The following is a 19,929-nucleotide window of genomic DNA, read 5'->3' as shown; positions in this document are numbered from 1 at the left end:
CTTTGGTCGCGTCCCGGCCGGCGGCGGCGCCGCCGGTCCGGGAGCGCCCGTCACAGCGTCCAGGTGTGGAGCATGAAGGCGTTGTCGCGCCGGTGGACGAGCACGATGTCGAGCACGTCGAGCGGCGAGATCGGGATGACGCCGGGGATCAGCGCGCCCTCGCCATGGCCGTAGAGCGCCTGCAGGGCGAAGCGGCAGGCATAGACCTTGCCGCCGTCATTGATGATCTTCTCGATGCGGCCATTGAAGTTGAGATGGCCGGGGAAAGCCTCGTCGCCGATCTTGGGGAAGCCGCGCTGCACGCCGAGCGTGACGCCGGGCCCGTAGAGCAGCACCGAGGTCTCGAAGCCCTTCTGGATGAGGCGGGAGGCCTGCAGCAGGTTGACGAGGCCGATGGAGCCCTCGAAAGCGACGGTGTGGAAGGTGACGAGCGCCTTCTCGCCGGGTGCGGCCTTCACGTCCTCGAACTTCTTGTCCTCGTAATCGACCAGGACGTCGCCCTTCTGGTGGGCCGGCACGGTGATGGTGGCCATGTCGCTCTCCTTGACTGGATGGATCCGGCGGCGTGCCGGTCCGTGCCAGAGGGAATTGCAATCAATGTGCCAATTGATGGAATGAACAAAGAATCAGCAAAACAGTCATTTTACATTCAATAATACATTCAATCAGACGAGTCAGAGCGTTGCGGATCTGTTGAAAACACAGGCTGACGCTTAGTCGAAGGGCAGGAAAATGCCCGCTTCCTGCGCAGGCGGCGCACCGGCCTACGCACAACAACGTATGCAGCAATTTGTGGACCAGTGGTGACACGCCACCTTTGCAACATTATACAGTCAATTCAGCCGTGCTATAGCAGGGGTAAGCGCGGCGGCGTGCCGGGTGGGGAACGATCCCGGATCGGCCTTTGGCCGCCCGGGATGACGACGAGAAGAGTGACGACCGATGGCCGACTGGATTCCCGACCTCGCCCGCTCGGACAAGCCGCGCTACCTCGCCATCGCCGATCTGATCGCCGAGGACATACGGGCCGGGCGGCTCACCGTGGGCGACCGGCTGCCGCCGCAGCGCAAGCTGGCCGCGAAGCTCGACATCGACTTCACCACCGTGGCGCGCGGCTATGTCGAGGCGCAGAAGCGCGGCCTCGTGGAATCGCGCGTCGGGCAGGGCACCTTCGTCACCGGCGCCCCGCGCGCCCGGCCGCGCCCGGCGACCGCGCCGCGCGCCGGCGGCGTCGACCTTTCGATGAACCTGCCGCCCGAGCCGGACGACCCGGCGCTGATCGAGCGCATGCAGGAGGGGCTCGCCGAGGTCGGGCGCGATCTCGTCGGCCTGCTGCGCTACCAGGGCTTCGGCGGCACCCGCGCCGACAAGGACGCGGCGACCGCATGGCTGAGCCGGCGCGCGCTGGTGCCGGCGCAGGAGCGCGTCTTCGTCACGCCCGGCGCGCATCCCGCGCTGCTCGGCATTCTCGGCCTGCTGGCCCGGCCCGGCGATGTGGTGCTGAGCGAGGCGATCACCTATCCCGGCGCGCGCGCCGTCGCCGCCCAGCTGGGGCTGAAGCTGGTCGGCCTGCCGATGGACGCCGACGGCATCGACCCGGATGCCTTCGCCGACGCCTGCCGCACGCACGCGCCCAAGGCGCTCTACCTCAACCCGACCTTGCAGAACCCGACCACGCTGACAATCCCCGAGGGGCGGCGCGCGGCCATCGCGGCGGTGGCGCGGCGCTTCGGCGTGCCGATCGTCGAGGACGACGCCTACGGCTTCATTCCCGCGCATGGCCCGCCCCCGCTCGCCGCCATCGCGCCGGATCTGACCTGGCACATTGCCGGCCTCGCCAAATGCATCGGCGCGGGCCTGCGCGCCGCCTATGTGGTGGTGCCGGATGCCCGCTCGGGCTACCCCTTCGCGGCGGCGCTGCGCACGGCGAGCGTGATGGCCTCGCCGCTGACCACGGCGCTCGCCACCCGCTGGATCGAGGACGGCACCGCCGACACGCTGCTGCGCTTCATCCGCGCCGAGACGGCGGCGCGGCAGGCGCTGGCCTCCGAGCTGCTGCCCGCCGGCTCATTCCGCGCCGATCCCTTGAGCTTCAATCTCTGGATCGAGCTGCCCGCGCCGTGGACGCGCTCGGCCTTCGTCGGCCACATGCGCACGACGGGCATCGGCGTGGTGGCGAGCGACGCCTTCACCGTGGCGGGGCCGGCGAGCGAGGCGGTGCGCGTGTGCCTCGGCGGCCCGTCGAGCCGCGCGCAGATCCGCTCGGCGCTCGACTACATTGCCCACGCGCTGGAGGAATCGCCCGAGGTGGTCTCCTCGGTGATGTGAGGCCGCGCGCAAGCCGTCATCCCGGACGGCCGCAAGCCGATCCGGGATCGCGTGAAGTCGGCGAGCGATCCCGGCTCTCCGCTACGCTTCGGCCGGGATGACGATGGGAGCTACCCCAGCTTCGCCGCCGCCTCGAGGAGCCGGTCGACGTCCTCCTCGCGCGTGGCGAAGGAGGTGACGAGGCGCACCACGCCCGCGCCCCAGCGGTCGGTGTAGAAGCGGAAGCCCTGCGCCAGCAGGCCCTCGATCATCGTCTGCGGCAGCTGAGCGAACAGCATGTTGGCCTCGACCCGGCCCTGCACCGTGACGCCGGGCAGCGCGCGCAGCCCGGCATCCAGCCGCGCCGCCATGGCATTGGCCTGCCGGGCATTGGCGAGCCACAGGTCGTCCGCGAGATAGGCCTCCATCTGCGCGGCGAGGAAGCGCATCTTGGAGGAGAGGTGGCCGGCCCGCTTGCGGCGGAACGCAAGCTCGCCCGCGCGCTCGCGGTCGAACAGCACGATGGCCTCGACGCCGAGCGCGCCGTTCTTGGTGGCGCCGAAGGAGAGCACATCCACTCCCGCCTTCCACGTCATCTCCGCCGGGCTGGCACTGAGCGCCGCCACCGCGTTGGCGAAGCGCGAGCCGTCCATGTGGAGCGGCAGGCCGGCCTGCCGGCACACCGCGCCGATGGCGGCGGTCTCCGCCACCGAATAGAGCGTGCCGAGCTCGCTCGCCTGCGTGATCGACACCGCCGCCGGCTGCACGCAATGCACGTCGCCCCGATTGCGACGGGCCGCCTCGGCCAGCGCCTGCGGGTCGATCTTCGCCTCGGCGCCCGGCACGTGGATGAGCTTCGCCCCGCCGCTGAAGAATTCGGGCGCGCCGCATTCGTCGTTCTCGATATGGCTCTCCGCGTGGCACAGCACGGCGCCCCAGGGCGGGGTGAGCGCGGCGAGCGACAGCGCGTTGGCCGCCGTGCCGGTCGAGACGAGGAAGACGGCGACCTCGCGCTCGAACAGCTGGGAAAGCCGGGCCTCGACGCGCGCGGAAATCTCGTCGGCGCCATAGGAAGGCATCGGTCCTTCATTGGCCGCCGCGAGCGCGGCGAGGATGGCGGGGGAGACGCCGGCGACATTGTCGCTGCCGAAGCCGGGCGGGCGGCGGTTGGGGGGCGCGGGTGCGGTCACGGGATGTCCTGTCGGGGGCGGCGGAGGGGGCGGCGGATGCCTGTTGAGGCTTCCCTTTACGGCGAATCCGCGCGCGCTCCCATCCTCAAATGCGCCGGCCCGCTACCTGCCCGGAGACGCGAATATGACGCCCGCCTCCGCTGCTTGCCGTATGGCGGGGCGGCGGGGCTGTTGTAGATTGGCGGCACACAGGTGCGCAGCATGACTACCGCAGATCACGTCGTCGCCGACCAGGAGCCGGTGTTCCGCCTGCTGGCCGACCCCGCTACCTACGGGCTGGGGGAGGGCGAGGTCCGGCGCATCGACACGCACGGCGCCGCCGTCTTCCTCGCGGGGCCGGACGTCTACAAGGTGAAGCGGGCGGTGCGCTTCTCCTTCATGGATTTCTCCACCCCCGAAAAACGCCGGCACGCCTGCGCGCGCGAGGTTGAGCTGAACCGGGCGAGCGCGCCCGGCCTCTATCTCGGCCTCGTGCCGGTGACGCGCCGGGACGGCGTGCTGGCGTTGGGCGGGGAGGGCGAAATCGTCGAATGGGCGGTGCATATGGCCCGCTTCGACGAGAACGCGACGCTGGACCATGTATCTGCGCGCGGGGGGCTGTCACCGTCGCTGCTGGCGGCGCTGGCGGCCAGCATCGAGGCGGCGCACCGGCAGGCTGTGCCGGCGCGGGGGCAGACCGGGCGCGAGCTGCGCGCCGTCGTCCGCAACGTGATCGCGGGGCTGGAAGAGGCGCCCGACGTGCTGGCGCCCGCCCGCGTGGCCGCGCTCGACGCCGCCTTCGCCGAGGCGTTCGACCGGCTGGAGCCGCTGCTCGCCCGCCGGGCGGCGGCCGGCGAGGTGCGGCGCTGCCATGGCGACCTGCATCTGCGCAACATCGCGCTCATCGACGGCCGGCCGGTGCTGTTCGACGCGCTGGAATTCGACGAGGCTCTCGCCACCACCGACCGTCTCTACGACCTCGCCTTCCTGCTGATGGATATCGGCGTGCGCGGTCTCGCCTTCGAGGCGAATTTTCTGCTCAACCGCTACCTGATCGCCTGCGGCGACACCCCGCCCTATGACGGGCTCGCCGCGCTGCCGCTCTTCCTCGCGCTGCGGGCGGCGATCCGTGCGCAGGTGACGGTCGCCGCGCGGGCGCAGCGGACCGGCGCGGCGCGGGAAGAGGCCGCGCGGGAGGCGCGGGCCTATCTCGCCTATGCCGAGGCCGCGCTGGCGCCGCGCCCGGTGCGGCTGGTGGCGGTGGGCGGGCTCTCCGGCACCGGCAAGAGCACGCTGGCGGCCCATCTTGCCCCGCGCGTCGGGCCGCTGCCCGGCGCGGTGCATCTGCGCTCGGATGTCGAGCGCAAGCGGCTCCACGGCACGCCGGAGCTGGAGCGCCTGCCGCCCGATGCCTATTCCATGGAGGCGACGCAGGCGGTCTATGCGGCGCTTCGGGCGCGCGCCGAGGCGATCCTCGCCATCGGCCACGGGGTGATCGTCGACGCCGTGCACCAGCGCGCCGACGAGCGCGCGGCCATCGCCGAGGTGGCGTGGGAGAGCGGGGTGGACTTTCTCGGGCTCTGGCTGGAGGCGCCCGTCGCGGCGCTTGAGGAGCGGGTGGCCGGACGCCGGGGGGATGCCTCCGACGCGACGCCGGAGGTGGTGCGCTGGCAGGCCGGGCGCGAGATCGGCCCGCTCGACTGGGTGACGCTCGACAGTTCCGGCCCGCGCGCGGCGGTGCTGGCGCGGGCGGCGGCGCGGCTGGACGCGGAAGGGTGAAGGTGCGGGAAGCTAGCGCCCGGCGGCGCGCTCGCGGGCGTCCTGCACCACCTGCTTGAAGCCTTCGTAATCCAGCGCGGCGGCGACCTTGTAGGGGCCGACGAGATAGACCGGCGTGCCCGGCAGGCCGAGCGCCTCGGCCTGGTCATTGTTGCGGCCGAGCAGGGCGCCGATGTCGGCGGCGTGGGTCTTCAGATCCTTCGCCAGCTGCTTGCGGTCGATGCCCGCGTCGGCCAGCGCCTCGCTCATGCGCTCGGTGGAAGCGTTGCCGGGCACCTTCATCAGCGCCTTGTGGGCCGCGACATATTTCTCCTGGTAGCCGGCGGCGAGGGCGAGCTGGGCGGCGGTGACCGAGCCTTTCGACAGGATCGGCCAGTCCTTGTAGACGAGGCGGATATTGCCGTCCTCGGCGACGAGCTTTTCCAGCGCGGGCATCGACTTGCGGCAATAGCCGCAATTGTAGTCGAAGAAGGCGACGATGGTGACGTCGCCCTTCGGGTTGCCGGTGTTCGGCGCCTGCGGGTCGTTCAGCAGAGCCTCGACATCGAGCGGGCGCGGCTGGCGGATGGTGTCGGCCGGCACGTCGGGCGTCGCCGCGCGCAGCGGGGCGGCAAACGGGCCGGCAAGCAGGCTCAGGAAAAGCAGCGCGGCGGCAAGCGGAAGGCCGGCGGCGGAGAGGAGCAGCGCGCGGCGCTTCATAGGATGTATCCTTATCGGCGGCGAAGGCTCAGCCGCCCTGCCTGACGCGCAGCCCGTCGAGGATGATCCGCTGCACGTTGCGCGTAGCCTCCTCGACAAAGCGCTCGTCGTCCAGCCCCGTATTCAGCAGCGCGTCGATCTGCGAGGCGAAATCCGCGTAGTGTTGCGTGGTCGCCCAGATCGAGAAGATGAGGTGGTGCGGGTCGATGGGCCCCAGCTTGCCGGCGGCGGTCCAGGCGCGGATGACCTGCGCCTTGGCGTCGACCAGCTCCTTCAGCGAGGTCTCCAGCTCGTGGCGCAGCAGCGGCGCCCCCTGCACCATCTCCAGGCAGAACAGCCGCGAGGCTTCCGGATGGGTGCGCGAGAACAGGATCTTGCGGCGGATATACTCGCCGATGCCCTTGATCGGGTCGGTGTCGAGCTGCAATTCGCGCAGCGGGTCCAGCCACTGGTCGAGCAGGCGGCTCAGCACGCCGACATAGACCTCCTCCTTGGAGGCGAAATAGTAGAACAGGTTGGTCTTGGAGACGCCGGCGGTGCGGGCGATCTCCTCCACCGTGGTGCCGTGCAGGCCGTAGCGCGAGAACAGCGACAGCGCGGCGTCGAGGATGGCGTTGCGCTTGGCCTCGATGCGCTTGAGGCGCGTCGGCGTCTTGGCGCGGCCGTGGCGCGTGCCCTCGGCAGCCGCGCCGCCCGGCGCGGGCAACCGCTTGCCGGTGATCTGCTTGCCCGCGATCTGTTTGCCCGCGATCTGTTTGCCCGTGACCTGTTTGGGAGTGACCGGCCTGATGACGGCGGCCTTCGCAACCTTCGCGCCCGGCTCAGCCGGGCGCCCCGCGCGGGCCGCGCGTCGGCTGGTGGAATCCGCCTGCGACAACGCCCGCTCCCGACATTCGTCCCGTCAACGCCCTATCAATGACATGGCATGGAAACGAAACGCGCCGCAATATGCGCAGTGCTCGCGCCGTCCGATTCGACATCGCGTTTCGACCGACGAAAGGTTCCGCCGACCATGCCCGCTTCCGCCGCCCTCGTGCCGAGCCGCTACGACCGCATCGCCCGCCTGCTGCACTGGTCGGTGGCGGCGCTGGTGCTGGTGCAGTTCGCGACCGGCTGGAGCTGGGGCTTCTTCGAGCGCGGATCGCCGCCGCGCTTCTACCTGTTCCGCGTCCATCTCTTCGCGGGCTATGCGGTGCTGGCGCTGGCGGTGCTGCGCATCGGCTGGCGGCTGACCCACGCCGCCCCGCCGCTGCCGGAGGGGATGGGTCGGCTCACCGCCATTGCCGCGCACGCCACGCACGGGCTGCTCTACCTTGCCATTCTCGTGCAGCCGATCCTCGGCGCCGTGACCACCACGGCCCTTGGCAAGAGCCTGGGCACCGGCAAGGTGCATGTCGCGCTCGCCTATGTCATCGCCGGCATCGTCGTGCTCCACGTGGCGGCGGCGCTGTGGCACCAGTTCGTGCGGCGCGACGGGCTGATGGCGCGCATGTTGCCGCCCGGCCGCTGAACGGAACGCCCGGATATGGTCTCCCGCCGCGCGCTCCTTCTGTGCCTGGTGCTGCTCGCCCCGGTGACGGCCGGCGCGCAGACCACCCCCTCCACGCCCACCGATTCCATCGTCGTCACCGCGACCCCCATCGAGCGTTTCGACGGCGGTGGCGCGACGCGGTTCGGGCCGCTGGAATTTCGTGGCGGGCTGGTGCTGAACTCGACGGCGACGGATTTCGGCGGCCTGTCCGGCCTCAGCATCGACCCGGACGGTGCCGGCTTCCTCGCCGTGACCGACCGCGGCTTTTGGCTCACCGGCCGCCTCCTCTCCGAGGGCGACCGCCCGACCGGCGTCGCCGATGCCCGGCTGCTGCCGATGCGCGGGGCGGATGGGCGCACGCTGGCGGCGCGCGGGCGCGGCGACGTCGAATCGCTGGTGCGCACCCCGGCGGGCACTCTGGTCGGCATCGAGCGGCGGCAGGAGGTCTGGCTGTTTCCCGGCCCGGACCCCACGGCGGCTGCCGGCCGGCGGCTGATTGCCGATCCGGCATTGGCCGAACTCGGCTCCAATGAAGGGCCGGAAGCGATGCTGGCGCCGCCGGGCGGCGACCCGGCGGCGGTGATCGTGATCGCCGAGGAAAGCCCGACCGACCCCGCGCGCCTGCCCGGCTTTCTGTTCGCGCCGCTGACGAAGCCGGTACTGACCGGCCGCTTCGCGCTTCTCCGCACCGACGAATTCAGCGCCACCGATGCGGCGCTCGCCGATGATGGCAGGGTCTATCTGCTGGAGCGCCGTTTCGACCTGCTGCGCGGCGTCGCCATGCGCATCCGCCGATTCCCGCTCGCCGAGATCCGGCCGGGCGCGCTGATCGAAGGCGAGGTGCTGATCACCGCCAACCGTCTCGCCGCCATCGACAACATGGAAGGGCTCGCCCTGCACCGCAACGCGGCGGGCGAGCTGATCCTCACCCTGATCTCGGACGACAATTTCTCCGCCCTGCAGCGCACGCTGCTGCTGCGCTTCGTGGTCGTCGAATAGGAATAAGGAAGCGTCAGCGCGCGGTAGCGCCGGTGGTGGTCCAGGGCCGCAGCCAGCCCATCAGCGCGCCATAGGGCAGCAGGGCAAGGAGCGCGCAGCCGACCTTCACCAGGAAGTCGAACCAGGCGAGGCCCATCCAGAGCGGCACGGTGATGCCGGTCGAGGCGTAGGTGACGGGGAAGGACATGTCGGCATCGCCCGCGAAGGCGAGCGAGAAGAACAGCGCCGTGTCGAGCGCCGAGCCGATCAGGCTGCCGGCGAGCGGCGCCTGCCACCAGCTCCTGCGGCGCAGACGGCTGAACACGCCGATGTCGAGCAGCTGGCCGAACAGGAAGGCGGTGCCGGAGGCGAGCGCGATGCGCGGGGTCGCCAGATAGATCGACAGCAGCACCGCCAGCGCGAAGCCGAAATAGACCACCTGCCGCGCCACGGCGGGGCCGAAGCGGCGGTTGGTCAGGTCGTTGACGAGAAAGGCCAGCGGATAGGTGAAGGCGCCCCAGGTGAGCACCTCCTGCAGGCCGAAATGCTCGACCGGGTACTGCACGAGCACATTCGAGGCCGCCACCACCGCCATCATGGAGATGACGGGGAGAGCGAGCCTCGAAATCGCGATCTCGGTGCCGGCGAGCTTCATCGCGCTCAGGCGGCGGCGGCTTCGTTCGCCTTGATGAGGGCGCGACGCAGCTCGGCCGCCTTCGGCGACAGCTCTTCGGTGCGGGCCTTGATCAGGAACGCATCGAGGCCGCCGCGATGGTCGACCGTCTTCAGGGCGTTGGCGCTCACGCGCAGCTTCACCGACCGCTTCAGCACGTCGCTGGTGAGCGTGACGTTCACCAGGTTCGGCAGAAAGCGCCGACGGGTCTTGCGGTTCGAGTGGCTCACGAGATTGCCGGTCAGAACCGCCTTCCCGGTAAGTTCACACCGACGGGACATCGTGGACTTCCTTATTCTTCGCAGCCGGTGCGTCGCAGGACGAAGTGCCCGACGATCCCGCATGCGGCATCCGTGGAAATTAAGAGTGCGCTCCTATAAGGAACCGCCCCCGTGCCGTCAAGGCTGCCGGCGCAGGCTGCGCGCCGCCGGGCTGGCGTTTTCGTGAGGGAAGCGAGTCACAGTTCCGCCGCCTTCCAAGCTCATCCGAAAACACGGATAAAGGGCGCTCCTGCGATGGCGCGCAGGCGATTCGGGATTGTTGCCTTCATGCTGAGGTTCTGCCTCACGGCGGTTTTGGCGCTTGGCGGGGCGGGCGCGGCGATGACGGACGCCCGCGCGGATGGCCGTCTCGAAGCGCGCTACCTGATGTCGCTCGGCGGGCTGGAACTCGGCCGCGCGGCGCTGATCATCGAGATCGACGACAAGTCCTATATCGCCTCGGGCAGCGGGCGCCTCACCGGCGTCGCGCAGGCGGTGGCGCCGGGCAAGGGCACGGCAGGCGCGCGCGGGGTGATGGAACGCGGGGCGCCGGCGCCGCGCAGCTTCGCCATGCAGGCCGAATCCGACAAGAAGGCCGAGGCCATCCGCATCGTCATGAACGCCTCCGGCGTCACCGACACGCGCATTGAGCCGCCGATCAACCCGGCGCCGGACCGGGTGCCGATCACCGACAAGGACCGCAAGGGCGTGCTCGACCCGATGACGGCGGCGCTGATCGCGGTGCCGGCCGGGGCCGACCCGTTCTCGGCCAAGGCCTGCGAGCGCGTGCTCTCCATCTATGACGGGCGCCAGCGCTACGACCTCGAACTCAGCTTCGAGCGTGTCGAGGACGTGAAGGCGGAGAAGGGCTATAGCGGCCCCTCCGTGGTCTGCCGCATCGCCTACCGCCCGGTCTCCGGCCACCGGCCGAGCCGCAGCGCGGTGAAGTACATGATGAAGAACCGCGACATGTTCGTCTGGCTGGTGCCGGTCGCCGGCACCAAGGTGATGGTGCCGTTCCGCGCCGCCGTGACCACCGCCATCGGCGTCGCCCGGCTCGACGCCGAGAGCTTCGAGACGGAGCCGATGATCGGCCGGCGCGCCACCCCCTCCAAGGCCGGCGTGCCATAGGCGGGTGTGCCCTAGTCGCCCTCGGGCATTTCCCGGCGGCGCGGGCAAAGTGCGGGCGGCGTCCCCATATCGGGGTTTCCTGTGCTACAAGGGCCGTCCCCCGCCGGCCCCACCCGTTGATCGGCTCATGAACATCGCCACACCGCCGGGCCCAAGCCGCCCCGATGGCCGCCCGGATGGCCGTCCCGAAATCCGCGCCGCTTCCGGACCGTTGCCGCCCTCGCTGCGGGCGCGCGGCGTCACCGCCGTGCTCGGGCCGACCAATACCGGCAAGACGAGCCTCGCCATCGAGCGCATGCTGGGCCATTCCTCCGGGCTGATCGGCCTGCCGCTGCGCCTGCTGGCGCGCGAGGTCTATGGCAAGCTGGTGGAGCGCGCCGGCGAGCACAATGTGGCGCTGATCACCGGCGAGGAGCGCATCAAGCCGGCCAATCCGCGCTACTGGGTCTCCACCGTCGAGGCCATGCCGCGCGACCTCGACGTCGCCTTCGTGGCGCTCGACGAAATCCAGATCTCCGCCGATCTCGACCGCGGCCACGTCTTCACCGACCGCCTGCTGAACCGGCGCGGGCGGGAGGAGACGCTGCTGCTGGGCGCCGCCACCATGCGCCCGCTGGTGGAGAAACTGCTGCCGGGCGTGAGCATTCTCGTGCGCCCGCGCCTGTCCAACCTCACCTTCGCCGGCGAGAAGAAGATCACCCGCCTGCCGCGCCGCTCGGCCATCGTCGCCTTCTCGGCGGACGAGGTCTACGCGATCGCCGAGCTGATCCGCCGCCAGCAGGGCGGGGCGGCGGTGGTGCTCGGCGCGCTCTCCCCGCGCACCCGCAACGCGCAGGTGGCGATGTACCAGAACGGCGACGTCGACTACCTCGTCGCCACCGACGCCATCGGCATGGGTCTCAATCTCGACGTCGACCACGTGGCCTTCGCCGGCGACACCAAGTTCGATGGCTGGCAGTTCCGCAAGCTCAATCCGGGCGAGCTGGCGCAGATCGCCGGTCGCGCCGGCCGCGCCCAGCGCGACGGCACCTTCGGCACCACGGGGCGCTGCACGCCCTTCGACGCCGAGCTGGTCGAGCGGCTGGAGGCGCATGCCTTCGACCCGCACCGCGTGCTGCAATGGCGCAATTCCGCGCTCGACTTCACCTCGATCGAAACGCTGCACCGCTCGCTCGCCGTGCCCCCGCGCGAGGACGGGCTGACCCGCGCGCCCACCGCCGACGACGTGCTGGTGCTGGAGCGGGTGGGCAACGATCCGGCGATCCGGCGCCACGCCACTGGCGCGCGGGCGGTGGAGCGGTTGTGGGAGGCGTGCCAGCTTCCCGACTACCGGAAGGTATCCCCGGCCTCCCATTCCGACCTCGTTTCGACCGTCTATGACGACCTGATGCGGCTCGGAAGGCTCTCCACCGACTGGTTCGCCAAACAAGTGGCCTTGGCGGACCGAGCGGAAGGTGACATAGACACGCTGTCGGGACGCATTGCGCAGATCCGCACCTGGACCTTCGCGGCGAACCGGCCGGACTGGCTCGACGACCCGGAACACTGGCAAGGCGTCACGCGACGTGTGGAAGACAGGCTTTCCGATGCGCTTCACGAGCGGTTGGCCCACCGCTTCGTCGATCGCCGGACCAGCGTGCTGATGAGGCGCCTGCGAGAGAACGCGATGCTCGAAACTGAAATCACCAAGACCGGCGACGTTGTCGTGGAAGGCCACGTGATCGGCCATCTGCTCGGCTTCCAGTTCGCGGCGGACGCTTCCGCCGGCGGTCCCGAGGCGAAAGCGCTGCGCGCGACGGCGCAGAAGGCGCTGGCCGGCGAGATCGAGGCGCGCGCCACGCGGCTCTCCGAGGCGGGCGACGATGCCTTCGTGCTCTCGGCCGACGGCACGCTGCGCTGGATCGGCGATCCGGTCGCCAAGCTGATCCCCGGCGAGGAGGTGCTCACCCCCCGCCTCAAGGTCATCGCCGACGAGCATCTCACCGGCCCGGCACGGGATTCCGTGCAGGCCCGCATCGACCTCTGGCTGAAGTCGCATGTCGAGAAGCTGCTCGGCGCGCTGCTGGCCCTCGGCAAGGCCGAGGACGTCTCCGGCATCGCGCGCGGCATCGCCTTCCAGCTCGTCGAGTCGCTCGGCGTGCTGGAGCGCCACAAGGTGGCGGAGGAGATGAAGAGCCTTCCGCAGGAAGCACGGGCCGTGCTGCGCGGCCACGGCGTGCGCTTCGGCGCGCATCACATCTACATCCCGACGCTGCTGAAGCCGGCGCCGCGTTCGCTGGCGGCCCAGCTATGGGCGCTGAAGCATGGCGGGCTGCAGCAGAAGGGGCTCGACGAGCTGCCGCATCTGGCCGCCTCGGGCCGCACCTCGATCCCGGTCGACCCTGAGATCCAGAAGGGGCTCTATCGCGCCGTGGGTTTCCGCGTCGCCGGCGACCGCGCGGTGCGCGTCGACATTCTGGAGCGCCTCGCCGACCTGATCCGGCCGGCGCTGGCCTGGCGGCCGGGAACGTCGGGCGAAAAGCCGGCCGGCGCCTTCGACGGCTCCGGCTTCGTCGCCACCGTGGCGATGACCTCGCTAGCCGGCTGCGCGGGCGAGGACTTCGCCTCCATCCTGCGCTCGCTCGGCTACCGCATGGAACGCCGGCCCGCGCCGGTGGAGACTACTTCCGCCGAGACCACCTCCGCTGAGACTGCGCCGGTGGAAGCCGCGCCCGTCGACGCCGCCTCTGCCGCCGAAGCTGTGGCGGCTGAGGCCGTCGCGGTGGACGTGCCGACCGGCACCGATGTCGCCTTCGACCAGACCGTCGAGCCGGCGCTGGAGGAGGTGCCCGCCCCCGCGCCGGCGATGCCGGCAGAGACGGTGGCGGTCGACGTTTCCGCCGTCAGTGGTGAGGTGTTCACCGATCCGGTGTTCGACCACACGGTCGAGCCGGCGCTGGAAGAGGCCGCCGCGCCCGAGAGCGCCGGTGAAACCGAGATTGCAGCCGAGGCTGTGACTGCCGAGGCCGAGCCTGTCGAAGCCGCCGTCGAGACGGCTGCAGCCGAACCGACTCCCGCCGAAGCGACTCCCGCCGAGCCGGCGATGATCGAAATCTGGCGTCCCGGCCGTCCGCCGGGCCAGCATCGCCCCGCGCACCAGAACCGCCGCAGCGGCGCGCCCGCCGGGCGCGACAGCAACCGTCCCGCCGCGCGCGGCGACGCGCCGGCCGAGGGCGCCCGCCCGGATGCCCGCCGCGACCGTCCCGAGGGCGAGCGCGGGCGCGGCCGTCCGCAGAACGAGAACCGCCGCGACGAGAACGCCCGCGCGCCGCGCGCCGACCGACCGGAAGGCGACGCCCGCCCGCCGCGCCGCGACGACAATCGTGGCGAGAGCCGCGGTGACAACCGCCACGGCAATCGTCCGCGTCCCGAGCGCGGCGACCGGCAGGAACGCTTCCAGCGTCAGGATTCGCGCCACGAGCCGCGTCACGAGCCCCGCAACGAGCCGCGCCGCGACAAGCCGGTGGACCCGGATTCGCCCTTCGCCGCCCTGCTCGCGCTGAAGGCGCGGATGGAGGCGGAGAAGAACGGCGGCTGAGCGCGCCATGCCGCGCATCACGACGCGCGGTCCCGCCGAGGACTCTGCCGCGCCGCCCGCCCGGCAGCGGCTCGATGTCTGGCTCTGGCATGCGCGCTGCGTGCGCACCCGCACCGCCGCCGCCGATTTCATCCGGGCCGGCCATGTCAGGGTGAACGGCGTCCGCCTCACGTCGCCCGCCCACCCGGTGCGGCCCGGCGACGTGCTGACCCTCGCGCTGAATGCCGGCGTGCGCCTTTGGCGGGTCACCGGCTTTATCGAGCGGCGGGGGGATGCGGCCGCCGCTGCCGCCACCTATGTGGAGGTCGGGCCGACGGATGCGCCGGGCAGCCCTTCACGTTAGGCAGCCTTCACGTTAGGCAGCCCTGCGCGTCAGGCGGCCCGCGCCGGCGCGATGCGTGTTGCGCCCCGGCGGCAGGTGCGCTACGGGAGCCTCGCGGAAGCCTTGGTCTGCGCCTAATTCACGTGTTCCGCACGGAGATCGCAAGAATGACCTACGTAGTCACGGATAATTGCATCAAGTGCAAGTACACGGACTGCGTCTCCGTATGCCCGGTGGACTGTTTCTACGAAGGCGAGAACTTCCTGGTCATCCACCCCGACGAGTGCATCGACTGCGGCGTCTGCGAGCCGGAATGCCCGGCCGAGGCCATCAAGCCGGACACCGAGCCGGGGCTGGAGAAGTGGCTCACCCTCAACGCCGACTACGCCAAGGTCTGGCCGAACATCACGGACCGCAAGGATCCGCTGCCGGAGGCCAAGGAATGGGACGGTGTGCCCGACAAGCTACAGTATCTGTCGCCCGAACCGGGTAAGCAGGACTGACCGGCGTCCCCTTGGGGAACGCCCGAATCGGAACCGACGCCGGCCGCTGAACGATTCAGCGGCGGCGGCGCGGTTTGCGCTGCATTGCGGCAGCATTTTGATTCTCACAGGATTTGTGCTATAAGGCCCTTCGTGCAGTCGATTGGGTTTGCCATGGCGCAACGCTCCCGTACCGGAGCGCCCCTCCCGGAATTTATGTCGGGCCTTCGTTCGTCGCGCGAGAACCGCGCGATGGGCTTCCCTGAGTTTTCCGTCGACGGCTGAAGTACGGCTCCCTCACCCGTTGGAGCCGGGGTGTTTCTTTTCCCTGCGGCCGAGCCGCGGGCGGCAGCGCGCCGAGGGCGACGCGGCGCCGGATGAACCGAGACCCAGGAGCAGGCACAGCATGACGTCGACCAAGAAGCCGTCCAACAATATCCGCCAGGGTTTCAAGACGGGCGAGCACATCGTCTATCCGTCCCACGGCGTCGGACGCATTATGGCGATCGAGGAACAGGAGGTCGCCGGCTTCAAGCTCGAGCTGTTCGTCATCCATTTCGAGAAGGACAAGATGACGCTGCGCGTCCCTGTCCCGAAGATCGTCTCGGTCGGCATGCGCAAGCTCTCCGAGCCCGCAATTCTCAAGAAGGCGCTGGAGACCCTCAAGGGCCGCGCCCGGGTGAAGCGCACCATGTGGAGCCGCCGCGCGCAGGAATATGAGGCCAAGATCAACTCGGGTGACCTCGTCGCCATCTCCGAGGTGGTGCGTGACCTCTACCGCTCCGAGGCCCAGCCCGAGCAGTCCTATTCCGAGCGTCAGCTCTACGAGGCCGCGCTCGACCGCATGGCCCGCGAACTCGCCGCCGTCGACAACCTGACCGAGACCGAGGCGATCAAGCTGATCGAGCAGAACCTGCTCAAGGGCCCGCGCCGCACCGGCAAGGCCGATGACGAGGCGGTCGCCGCCGAGGACGAGACCGACACCGAGGAAGCCGCCGCCTGAGCGGTGCATGCGCCTCGACGAATACGAAAAGGCCCGGCGCGTAGCCGGGCCTTTTTCGTTTAAAGGCCCGTTTGCCGTCCGGGCGGCGGCCATACTCTTTCACACGCGGAACTTTCCGCGCCCGATCGCGTTTCTCTCCGGTCCGGGTCCGCGCAGACATGCGCAAGGCATGCGTCGCGTGGTTCCCGCTGCTGTCCCGGGGGAATGGCGCATGAGCGAAGAGGCTGGCGGCTACACCCATCTGTCGCGCGCCGCGAGGGCGGCGCCGCTCCTCGACCGCGCGCAGGAATATGAGCTGGCGCGCCGCTGGTCGCGCGAGGGCGACGAGAAGGCGCTCCACGAGCTCATCCACGCGCATATGCGGCTCGCCATCGCCATTGCCCGCCGCTTCCGCAATTACGGGCTGCCCATGTCCGATCTCGCCCAGGAGGCGCATGTCGGGCTGATGGAGGCGGCCTCGCGCTTCGAGACCACCCATGAGGTGCGCTTCTCCACCTACGCCACCTGGTGGATCCGCGCTGCGGTGCAGGATTATGTGCTGCGCAACTGGTCCATCGTGCGCGGCGGCACCTCGTCGGGCCAGAAGGCGCTTTTCTTCAACCTGCGTCGCGTGCGCGCGCGGCTGGAACGCGCCGGCGCCGGCGAGCCGACGAGCCGCGAGGAGATGCACCACGCCATCGCCGCCCGCCTCGGCGTCAGCGCCATCGAGGTGGCGCGCATGGATGCCCGGCTCGGCGTGCCCGATCTCTCGCTCAACGCCCCGCTCGCATTCGACGACGAGGAGGGCGCCGAACGGATGGACCTGCTGGTGGCCGAGCAGCCGCTGCCGGACGAGGAGGTCTCGCGCGAAATCGACGGCGAGCGGCGCCGGCGCTGGCTGGCGGGCGCGCTGCGCGGGCTCAATGAGCGCGAGTTCCGCATCATCAAGGCGCGCCGTCTGGACGAGGAGAGCGAGACGCTGGAGACGCTGGGCGCGCGGCTCGGCATCTCCAAGGAGCGCGTGCGCCAGATCGAGAGCCGCGCCATCGAGAAGCTGCGCATCGCGCTGACCCGCGGCCCGGACGTGCCGGCGGGCGTCTTCTCGGCGTGAAATGACAGATCCGGCGTCAAATGACAGATCGTCATCCCGGACGGCCGCGAGAGGCCGATCCAGGATCGTCCGCGCGCAACCGGGCACGATACCGGCGCCTTACTCCGCGACGATCTTGTAGCGCTCGCCATAGGCGAGCTTGTCGCCGCGGCTGAGGCCGTTGAGGATCAGGAAGCGCTCCAGCGCCTTGTCCTGCACGTCCATCTTGCCGGCCAGTTTTTCCGGCGTGTCGGTCAGCCCGGCGGTGACGACGCGAAGCCGCAGCGGCTTCACATTGTCCGCCTCCTCGATGGAGACGCGGCGGAAGGTTTCCGCCGCCTCGCGGAAGGAGCGGTCGAGCTCGGGAGTGAGCTGGCGGGCGGCGAAGATCAGCCGGTAGACGTCGCTGCCGAAGCGTATGGCGAACATGCGGAACGACCATTGCTCGCCGCGCGCCACCGCCGTGGCGGCGGGGAAGCCGTTCAGCACCAGGCTCTCCACCGTCGAGATTTCGACGCCCTCGATCCAGCCTGAGGAGAGATACTGCGCCAGCGACTGGTCGCCGGCGACGCGCACCGCGTCGAGGCGCAGCGCCTCGCGTCCCGAGCCGCTGGCGCCGAGCACCGCCTGCGAGGTGTTCTCCAGCGTGAAGCCTTCCGGCGCGGTGAAGGTGAAGCCGAGCTTGGGATGGAAGAAGCGCCGCCCGCGCACGAAGCCTTCCTTGGGGTCGTCGCCATAGACGAGGCCGTCTATGGCGGTCAGATACGGACCGCGCTCGCGCTCGCCCGGCTTGTTGGGGGCGGCGTATTCGCGGGCATTGGCCATCACGATGGAGATGCGCTCGGGCGTCGCGGGATGGCTGGCGAGAAAATCCGTCGCCTCGGTACCGGCGCTCTGGCTCATCGAGGTGGAGCGGATCGAGGCCTGCCGGCCCATGGTGGTGAGGAAACGCTCGGCGCCATAGGGGTCGAAGCCGGCGCGGGCGCTGATGCCCACGCCGATCGCGTCGGCCTCCAGCTCCTGCCCGCGCGAGAAGCTGGCGAGCGAGATGCGGCTCTTGGCCAGCGCCAGCGCACCGAGATCGGAATCGTTGACGACATCGGAGATGACGCGGCTGACGAGTACCGCCTGCTTCATCTGGTCCTCGCGGGTCGCCGCGTGGTTGGCGATGACGTGCGCCATCTCATGCGCCAGCACCGAGGCGAGCTCGGAATTGTCCGAGGCGAGCGCCAGCAGGCCGCGCGTCACATAGAGCGAGCCGTTCGGCAGGGCGAAGGCGTTGACCGCCGGCGAATTGAGGATGGTGACGCGGTAATGCAGGTCCGGCCGCTCGGAGGCGGCGACCAGGCGCGCGACCACTTCCTCGATCTGCTTCTGCAGCTTGGGGTCGGTATAGGCGCCGCCATAGGAGGCGACGAGCCGCTCATGCTCCTGGCGCTGGGCGGGGGTGAGCTGCTCTTCCAGTCGGGGCGGGGGCGTCGGCGCGCTGGCGCTGCGGGGCTCGTTGAGGGCGGCGCAGGCGCCGAGCAGCAGCGCGCCGCCGAGCGCGCAGGCGCGCAGCAGCGCGCCCGCGAACGTGCCCGTCGCGATGCCCTGCCGGCCCCCTGTGCCCGTCCGCGTGCTCACTCGTCTCCCGCCTGCCTCATCGCCGCCTCTCCGGATGGTCCACCCGGAATGACGGCGCCCAAATCCCCGCCTGGCCCGCCACGGCCGATCTGGTCGGCCAGAACGATCTGGTCCGCCAGCACGATCTCCATGGCCGGCCCGCCGGCCTCGAACACCGTGCCGCGCAGCGTCACGCGCCGCCCCGCCAAAACCGTCGCGGGCGTGCCGGCGGCCTCCAGCGCGGCGCGCGCGGCGCTCGTCACCTGTCCGGTCAAGTCCTGCCGCCAAACCGGGCCGAAATTGAGGTAATCCAGCGTGCGGCGGTTTCCAACCGAGAGAATCCGGCCTTCGACAATCGTGAACAGGCCCTGCCGGGCCCGGATGGCGGCGACATCGCGCGCGGCAAGCGGTAGCGAGCGCCAGATTCCCAGCCGGGCACGGCGCGCTCCGGCTTCCGCCGCGCGCCATTTCTCAAGACATCCACGCACGCCGGCTTCCGGCCGCCAGGCAAGCAGGCCGCGCGCGATCAGGGCCTCCTGAAGCGCGGCGGTGTCGCCGGCGGCGCGCACGAGGCCGGCGCGGCGGCCGTAGCGGTCGGGCGGAGCGGAGGGCGCGAACGCGACCTCGCGCCCGGCGAGCGCCTCCGTCAGGGCGGCGCGGAACGCCGGCGTCTCCGCCTCCCCGGCGCGCGAGACGCCGGCGAGGCGCAGGACGCCGCCATCGGCAAGCCGGAGGTCGGCGGCCTCCACCGCGACGACCCGGCCCGCCGGGACGAAGGCGTCCGGACAGGGCTCTGGCGTCGCCACATCATCGCCCGGCGCCGCACTCGCCGGCGCGGCGGGCAGCAGGGTGGCAACAAGGAGAAGCGCGGCAATAGGCCCGCAAAAAATGCGCACGGCCAGGCGATGCCGGAAGCCGTGGCTCGGCATGCTGGACAGGGCAGGCGGCACGCTCACGCTTCCCGGCATGATCGTCTCCGGCCATCGGGACCGGAAAGCACCGTCCTCTGCCCGGAAGCCTCCATCCGGGCCGCGGCGCTCCCGATCGTCGCGATCGCTGATCATCGTGGTCGCCCATCCTAGCGTAAAGCGGCCGCGCCGCCCACCCGCGCCATGGTGTGGCGTGCGGCGACGGAGGGATGGCGCCGGCCTGCCACAGCCGTTGAGGGCCGGACCGCGCGGCAGACCTCCTTCGTCCACCGGCGGGCCCTCTTGATCCGGGCGGGCGATTGGGTTCATGTACGCGCGGTCACTCCCGGTAGCTCAGCAGGATAGAGCACAGGTTTCCTAAACCTGGGGTCAGGGGTTCGATTCCCTTCCGGGAGGCCATGCCCGCTTCGTTGAA

Annotated in this window: 18 protein-coding genes and 1 tRNA gene; 11 read left to right on the top strand and 8 right to left on the bottom strand. The window is 70.5% G+C overall.

What is annotated here, in order from left to right; all coding sequences use genetic code 11:
• Positions 1 to 50: 50 nt before the first annotated feature.
• A complete protein-coding gene (locus MWN33_RS01400) occupies positions 51 to 533 on the bottom strand; it encodes an MSMEG_0572/Sll0783 family nitrogen starvation response protein (protein ID WP_247198281.1) in 483 nt (160 codons plus the stop codon).
• A gap of 409 nt (positions 534 to 942) precedes the next feature.
• Here MWN33_RS01400 and MWN33_RS01395 point away from each other — a divergent pair, with 409 nt between their 5' ends.
• Positions 943 to 2,328 carry an aminotransferase-like domain-containing protein gene (locus MWN33_RS01395; protein WP_247198280.1) on the top strand — a complete coding sequence of 462 codons (1,386 nt, stop codon included), beginning with the start codon at positions 943 to 945 and terminating at the stop codon, positions 2,326 to 2,328.
• A gap of 110 nt (positions 2,329 to 2,438) precedes the next feature.
• Here the strand turns inward: MWN33_RS01395 and MWN33_RS01390 are convergent, their stop codons facing one another.
• Positions 2,439 to 3,497: a threonine aldolase family protein gene (locus MWN33_RS01390; protein ID WP_247198279.1), complete on the bottom strand. Its 1,059-nt coding sequence runs from the start codon at positions 3,495 to 3,497 to the stop codon at positions 2,439 to 2,441.
• Positions 3,498 to 3,698: 201 nt separating this feature from the next.
• On the opposite strand from MWN33_RS01390, the gene MWN33_RS01385 reads away from it, so the two are divergent.
• Entirely contained in the window at positions 3,699 to 5,255 is a 1,557-nt protein-coding gene (locus MWN33_RS01385; RefSeq protein ID WP_247198278.1) for a bifunctional aminoglycoside phosphotransferase/ATP-binding protein, read from the top strand.
• Positions 5,256 to 5,267: 12 nt separating this feature from the next.
• On the opposite strand, the gene MWN33_RS01380 is transcribed toward MWN33_RS01385, so the two are convergent.
• Both MWN33_RS01380 and rutR read right to left on the bottom strand, forming a co-directional pair.
• Complete coding sequence (locus MWN33_RS01380) at positions 5,268 to 5,954, bottom strand: DsbA family protein (RefSeq protein ID WP_247198277.1); 687 nt, start codon at positions 5,952 to 5,954, stop codon at positions 5,268 to 5,270.
• 28 nt (positions 5,955 to 5,982) lie between these two features.
• Entirely contained in the window at positions 5,983 to 6,660 is a 678-nt protein-coding gene (gene rutR / locus MWN33_RS01375) for an HTH-type transcriptional regulator RutR (RefSeq protein ID WP_281493599.1), read from the bottom strand.
• A 306-nt stretch (positions 6,661 to 6,966) separates the two neighbouring features.
• On the opposite strand from rutR, the gene MWN33_RS01370 reads away from it, so the two are divergent.
• Complete coding sequence (locus MWN33_RS01370) at positions 6,967 to 7,464, top strand: cytochrome b (RefSeq protein ID WP_247198276.1); 498 nt, start codon at positions 6,967 to 6,969, stop codon at positions 7,462 to 7,464.
• Positions 7,465 to 7,479: 15 nt separating this feature from the next.
• Positions 7,480 to 8,484 carry an esterase-like activity of phytase family protein gene (locus MWN33_RS01365; RefSeq protein WP_247198275.1) on the top strand — a complete coding sequence of 335 codons (1,005 nt, stop codon included), beginning with the start codon at positions 7,480 to 7,482 and terminating at the stop codon, positions 8,482 to 8,484.
• A 13-nt stretch (positions 8,485 to 8,497) separates the two neighbouring features.
• Here MWN33_RS01365 and MWN33_RS01360 read toward each other — a convergent pair whose 3' ends face one another.
• A complete protein-coding gene (locus tag MWN33_RS01360) occupies positions 8,498 to 9,118 on the bottom strand; it encodes a queuosine precursor transporter (RefSeq protein WP_247198274.1) in 621 nt (206 codons plus the stop codon).
• 5 nt (positions 9,119 to 9,123) lie between these two features.
• On the bottom strand, positions 9,124 to 9,417 hold the full coding sequence (gene rpmB, locus MWN33_RS01355; RefSeq protein ID WP_247198273.1) for a 50S ribosomal protein L28: 294 nt from the start codon (positions 9,415 to 9,417) through the stop codon (positions 9,124 to 9,126).
• Positions 9,418 to 9,684: 267 nt separating this feature from the next.
• Here rpmB and MWN33_RS01350 point away from each other — a divergent pair, with 267 nt between their 5' ends.
• The 6 genes from MWN33_RS01350 (at position 9,685) to MWN33_RS01325 (ending at position 17,001) form a co-directional block, all read left to right on the top strand.
• Complete coding sequence (locus MWN33_RS01350; RefSeq protein ID WP_247198272.1) at positions 9,685 to 10,527, top strand: DUF3108 domain-containing protein; 843 nt, start codon at positions 9,685 to 9,687, stop codon at positions 10,525 to 10,527.
• 127 nt (positions 10,528 to 10,654) lie between these two features.
• Positions 10,655 to 14,104 carry a helicase-related protein gene (locus tag MWN33_RS01345; RefSeq protein ID WP_425531948.1) on the top strand — a complete coding sequence of 1,150 codons (3,450 nt, stop codon included), beginning with the start codon at positions 10,655 to 10,657 and terminating at the stop codon, positions 14,102 to 14,104.
• 7 nt (positions 14,105 to 14,111) lie between these two features.
• The gene (locus MWN33_RS01340; protein WP_247198271.1) at positions 14,112 to 14,447 is read left to right on the top strand and encodes an RNA-binding S4 domain-containing protein; all 336 of its coding nucleotides are present in this window, start codon (positions 14,112 to 14,114) and stop codon (positions 14,445 to 14,447) included.
• Positions 14,448 to 14,593: 146 nt separating this feature from the next.
• Entirely contained in the window at positions 14,594 to 14,929 is a 336-nt protein-coding gene (gene fdxA, locus MWN33_RS01335; protein WP_247198270.1) for a ferredoxin FdxA, read from the top strand.
• A gap of 385 nt (positions 14,930 to 15,314) precedes the next feature.
• A complete protein-coding gene (locus MWN33_RS01330; protein WP_343312264.1) occupies positions 15,315 to 15,911 on the top strand; it encodes a CarD family transcriptional regulator in 597 nt (198 codons plus the stop codon).
• A gap of 211 nt (positions 15,912 to 16,122) precedes the next feature.
• Positions 16,123 to 17,001: an RNA polymerase factor sigma-32 gene (locus MWN33_RS01325; RefSeq protein WP_247198269.1), complete on the top strand. Its 879-nt coding sequence runs from the start codon at positions 16,123 to 16,125 to the stop codon at positions 16,999 to 17,001.
• A gap of 99 nt (positions 17,002 to 17,100) precedes the next feature.
• Here MWN33_RS01325 and MWN33_RS01320 read toward each other — a convergent pair whose 3' ends face one another.
• Positions 17,101 to 18,606, bottom strand: coding sequence for a M48 family metalloprotease (locus MWN33_RS01320; RefSeq protein WP_486187713.1), 1,506 nt, complete (start codon positions 18,604 to 18,606; stop codon positions 17,101 to 17,103).
• A complete protein-coding gene (locus MWN33_RS01315; protein WP_247198268.1) occupies positions 18,603 to 19,823 on the bottom strand; it encodes a hypothetical protein in 1,221 nt (406 codons plus the stop codon). Before MWN33_RS01315 ends, MWN33_RS01320 begins: the two co-directional genes overlap by 4 nt.
• 13 nt (positions 19,824 to 19,836) lie before the next feature.
• On the opposite strand from MWN33_RS01315, the gene MWN33_RS01310 reads away from it, so the two are divergent.
• A tRNA-Arg gene (locus MWN33_RS01310) sits at positions 19,837 to 19,913 on the top strand.
• Positions 19,914 to 19,929 lie beyond the last annotated feature (16 nt).

Source organism: Ancylobacter koreensis, assembly GCF_023016525.1.
Classification (GTDB): domain Bacteria; phylum Pseudomonadota; class Alphaproteobacteria; order Rhizobiales; family Xanthobacteraceae; genus Ancylobacter; species Ancylobacter koreensis.
Note: the sequence above shows the minus strand (reverse complement) of the source record. Positions and strands in the feature narration are given on the sequence as shown.

Excerpts from the sequence above, each read along its gene's own strand:
- MWN33_RS01400 (WP_247198281.1), bottom strand. The coding sequence starts at position 533 with ATGGCCACCATCACCGTGCCGGCCCACCAGAAGGGCGACGTCCTGGTC.
- MWN33_RS01395 (WP_247198280.1), top strand. The coding sequence starts at position 943 with ATGGCCGACTGGATTCCCGACCTCGCCCGCTCGGACAAGCCGCGCTAC.
- MWN33_RS01385 (WP_247198278.1), top strand. The coding sequence starts at position 3,699 with ATGACTACCGCAGATCACGTCGTCGCCGACCAGGAGCCGGTGTTCCGC.
- MWN33_RS01380 (WP_247198277.1), bottom strand. The coding sequence starts at position 5,954 with ATGAAGCGCCGCGCGCTGCTCCTCTCCGCCGCCGGCCTTCCGCTTGCC.
- MWN33_RS01370 (WP_247198276.1), top strand. The coding sequence starts at position 6,967 with ATGCCCGCTTCCGCCGCCCTCGTGCCGAGCCGCTACGACCGCATCGCC.
- MWN33_RS01365 (WP_247198275.1), top strand. The coding sequence starts at position 7,480 with ATGGTCTCCCGCCGCGCGCTCCTTCTGTGCCTGGTGCTGCTCGCCCCG.
- MWN33_RS01360 (WP_247198274.1), bottom strand. The coding sequence starts at position 9,118 with ATGAAGCTCGCCGGCACCGAGATCGCGATTTCGAGGCTCGCTCTCCCC.
- rpmB (WP_247198273.1), bottom strand. The coding sequence starts at position 9,417 with ATGTCCCGTCGGTGTGAACTTACCGGGAAGGCGGTTCTGACCGGCAAT.
- MWN33_RS01350 (WP_247198272.1), top strand. The coding sequence starts at position 9,685 with ATGCTGAGGTTCTGCCTCACGGCGGTTTTGGCGCTTGGCGGGGCGGGC.
- MWN33_RS01345 (WP_425531948.1), top strand. The coding sequence starts at position 10,655 with ATGAACATCGCCACACCGCCGGGCCCAAGCCGCCCCGATGGCCGCCCG.
- MWN33_RS01340 (WP_247198271.1), top strand. The coding sequence starts at position 14,112 with ATGCCGCGCATCACGACGCGCGGTCCCGCCGAGGACTCTGCCGCGCCG.
- fdxA (WP_247198270.1), top strand. The coding sequence starts at position 14,594 with ATGACCTACGTAGTCACGGATAATTGCATCAAGTGCAAGTACACGGAC.
- MWN33_RS01330 (WP_343312264.1), top strand. The coding sequence starts at position 15,315 with ATGACGTCGACCAAGAAGCCGTCCAACAATATCCGCCAGGGTTTCAAG.
- MWN33_RS01325 (WP_247198269.1), top strand. The coding sequence starts at position 16,123 with ATGAGCGAAGAGGCTGGCGGCTACACCCATCTGTCGCGCGCCGCGAGG.
- MWN33_RS01315 (WP_247198268.1), bottom strand. The coding sequence starts at position 19,823 with ATGAACCCAATCGCCCGCCCGGATCAAGAGGGCCCGCCGGTGGACGAA.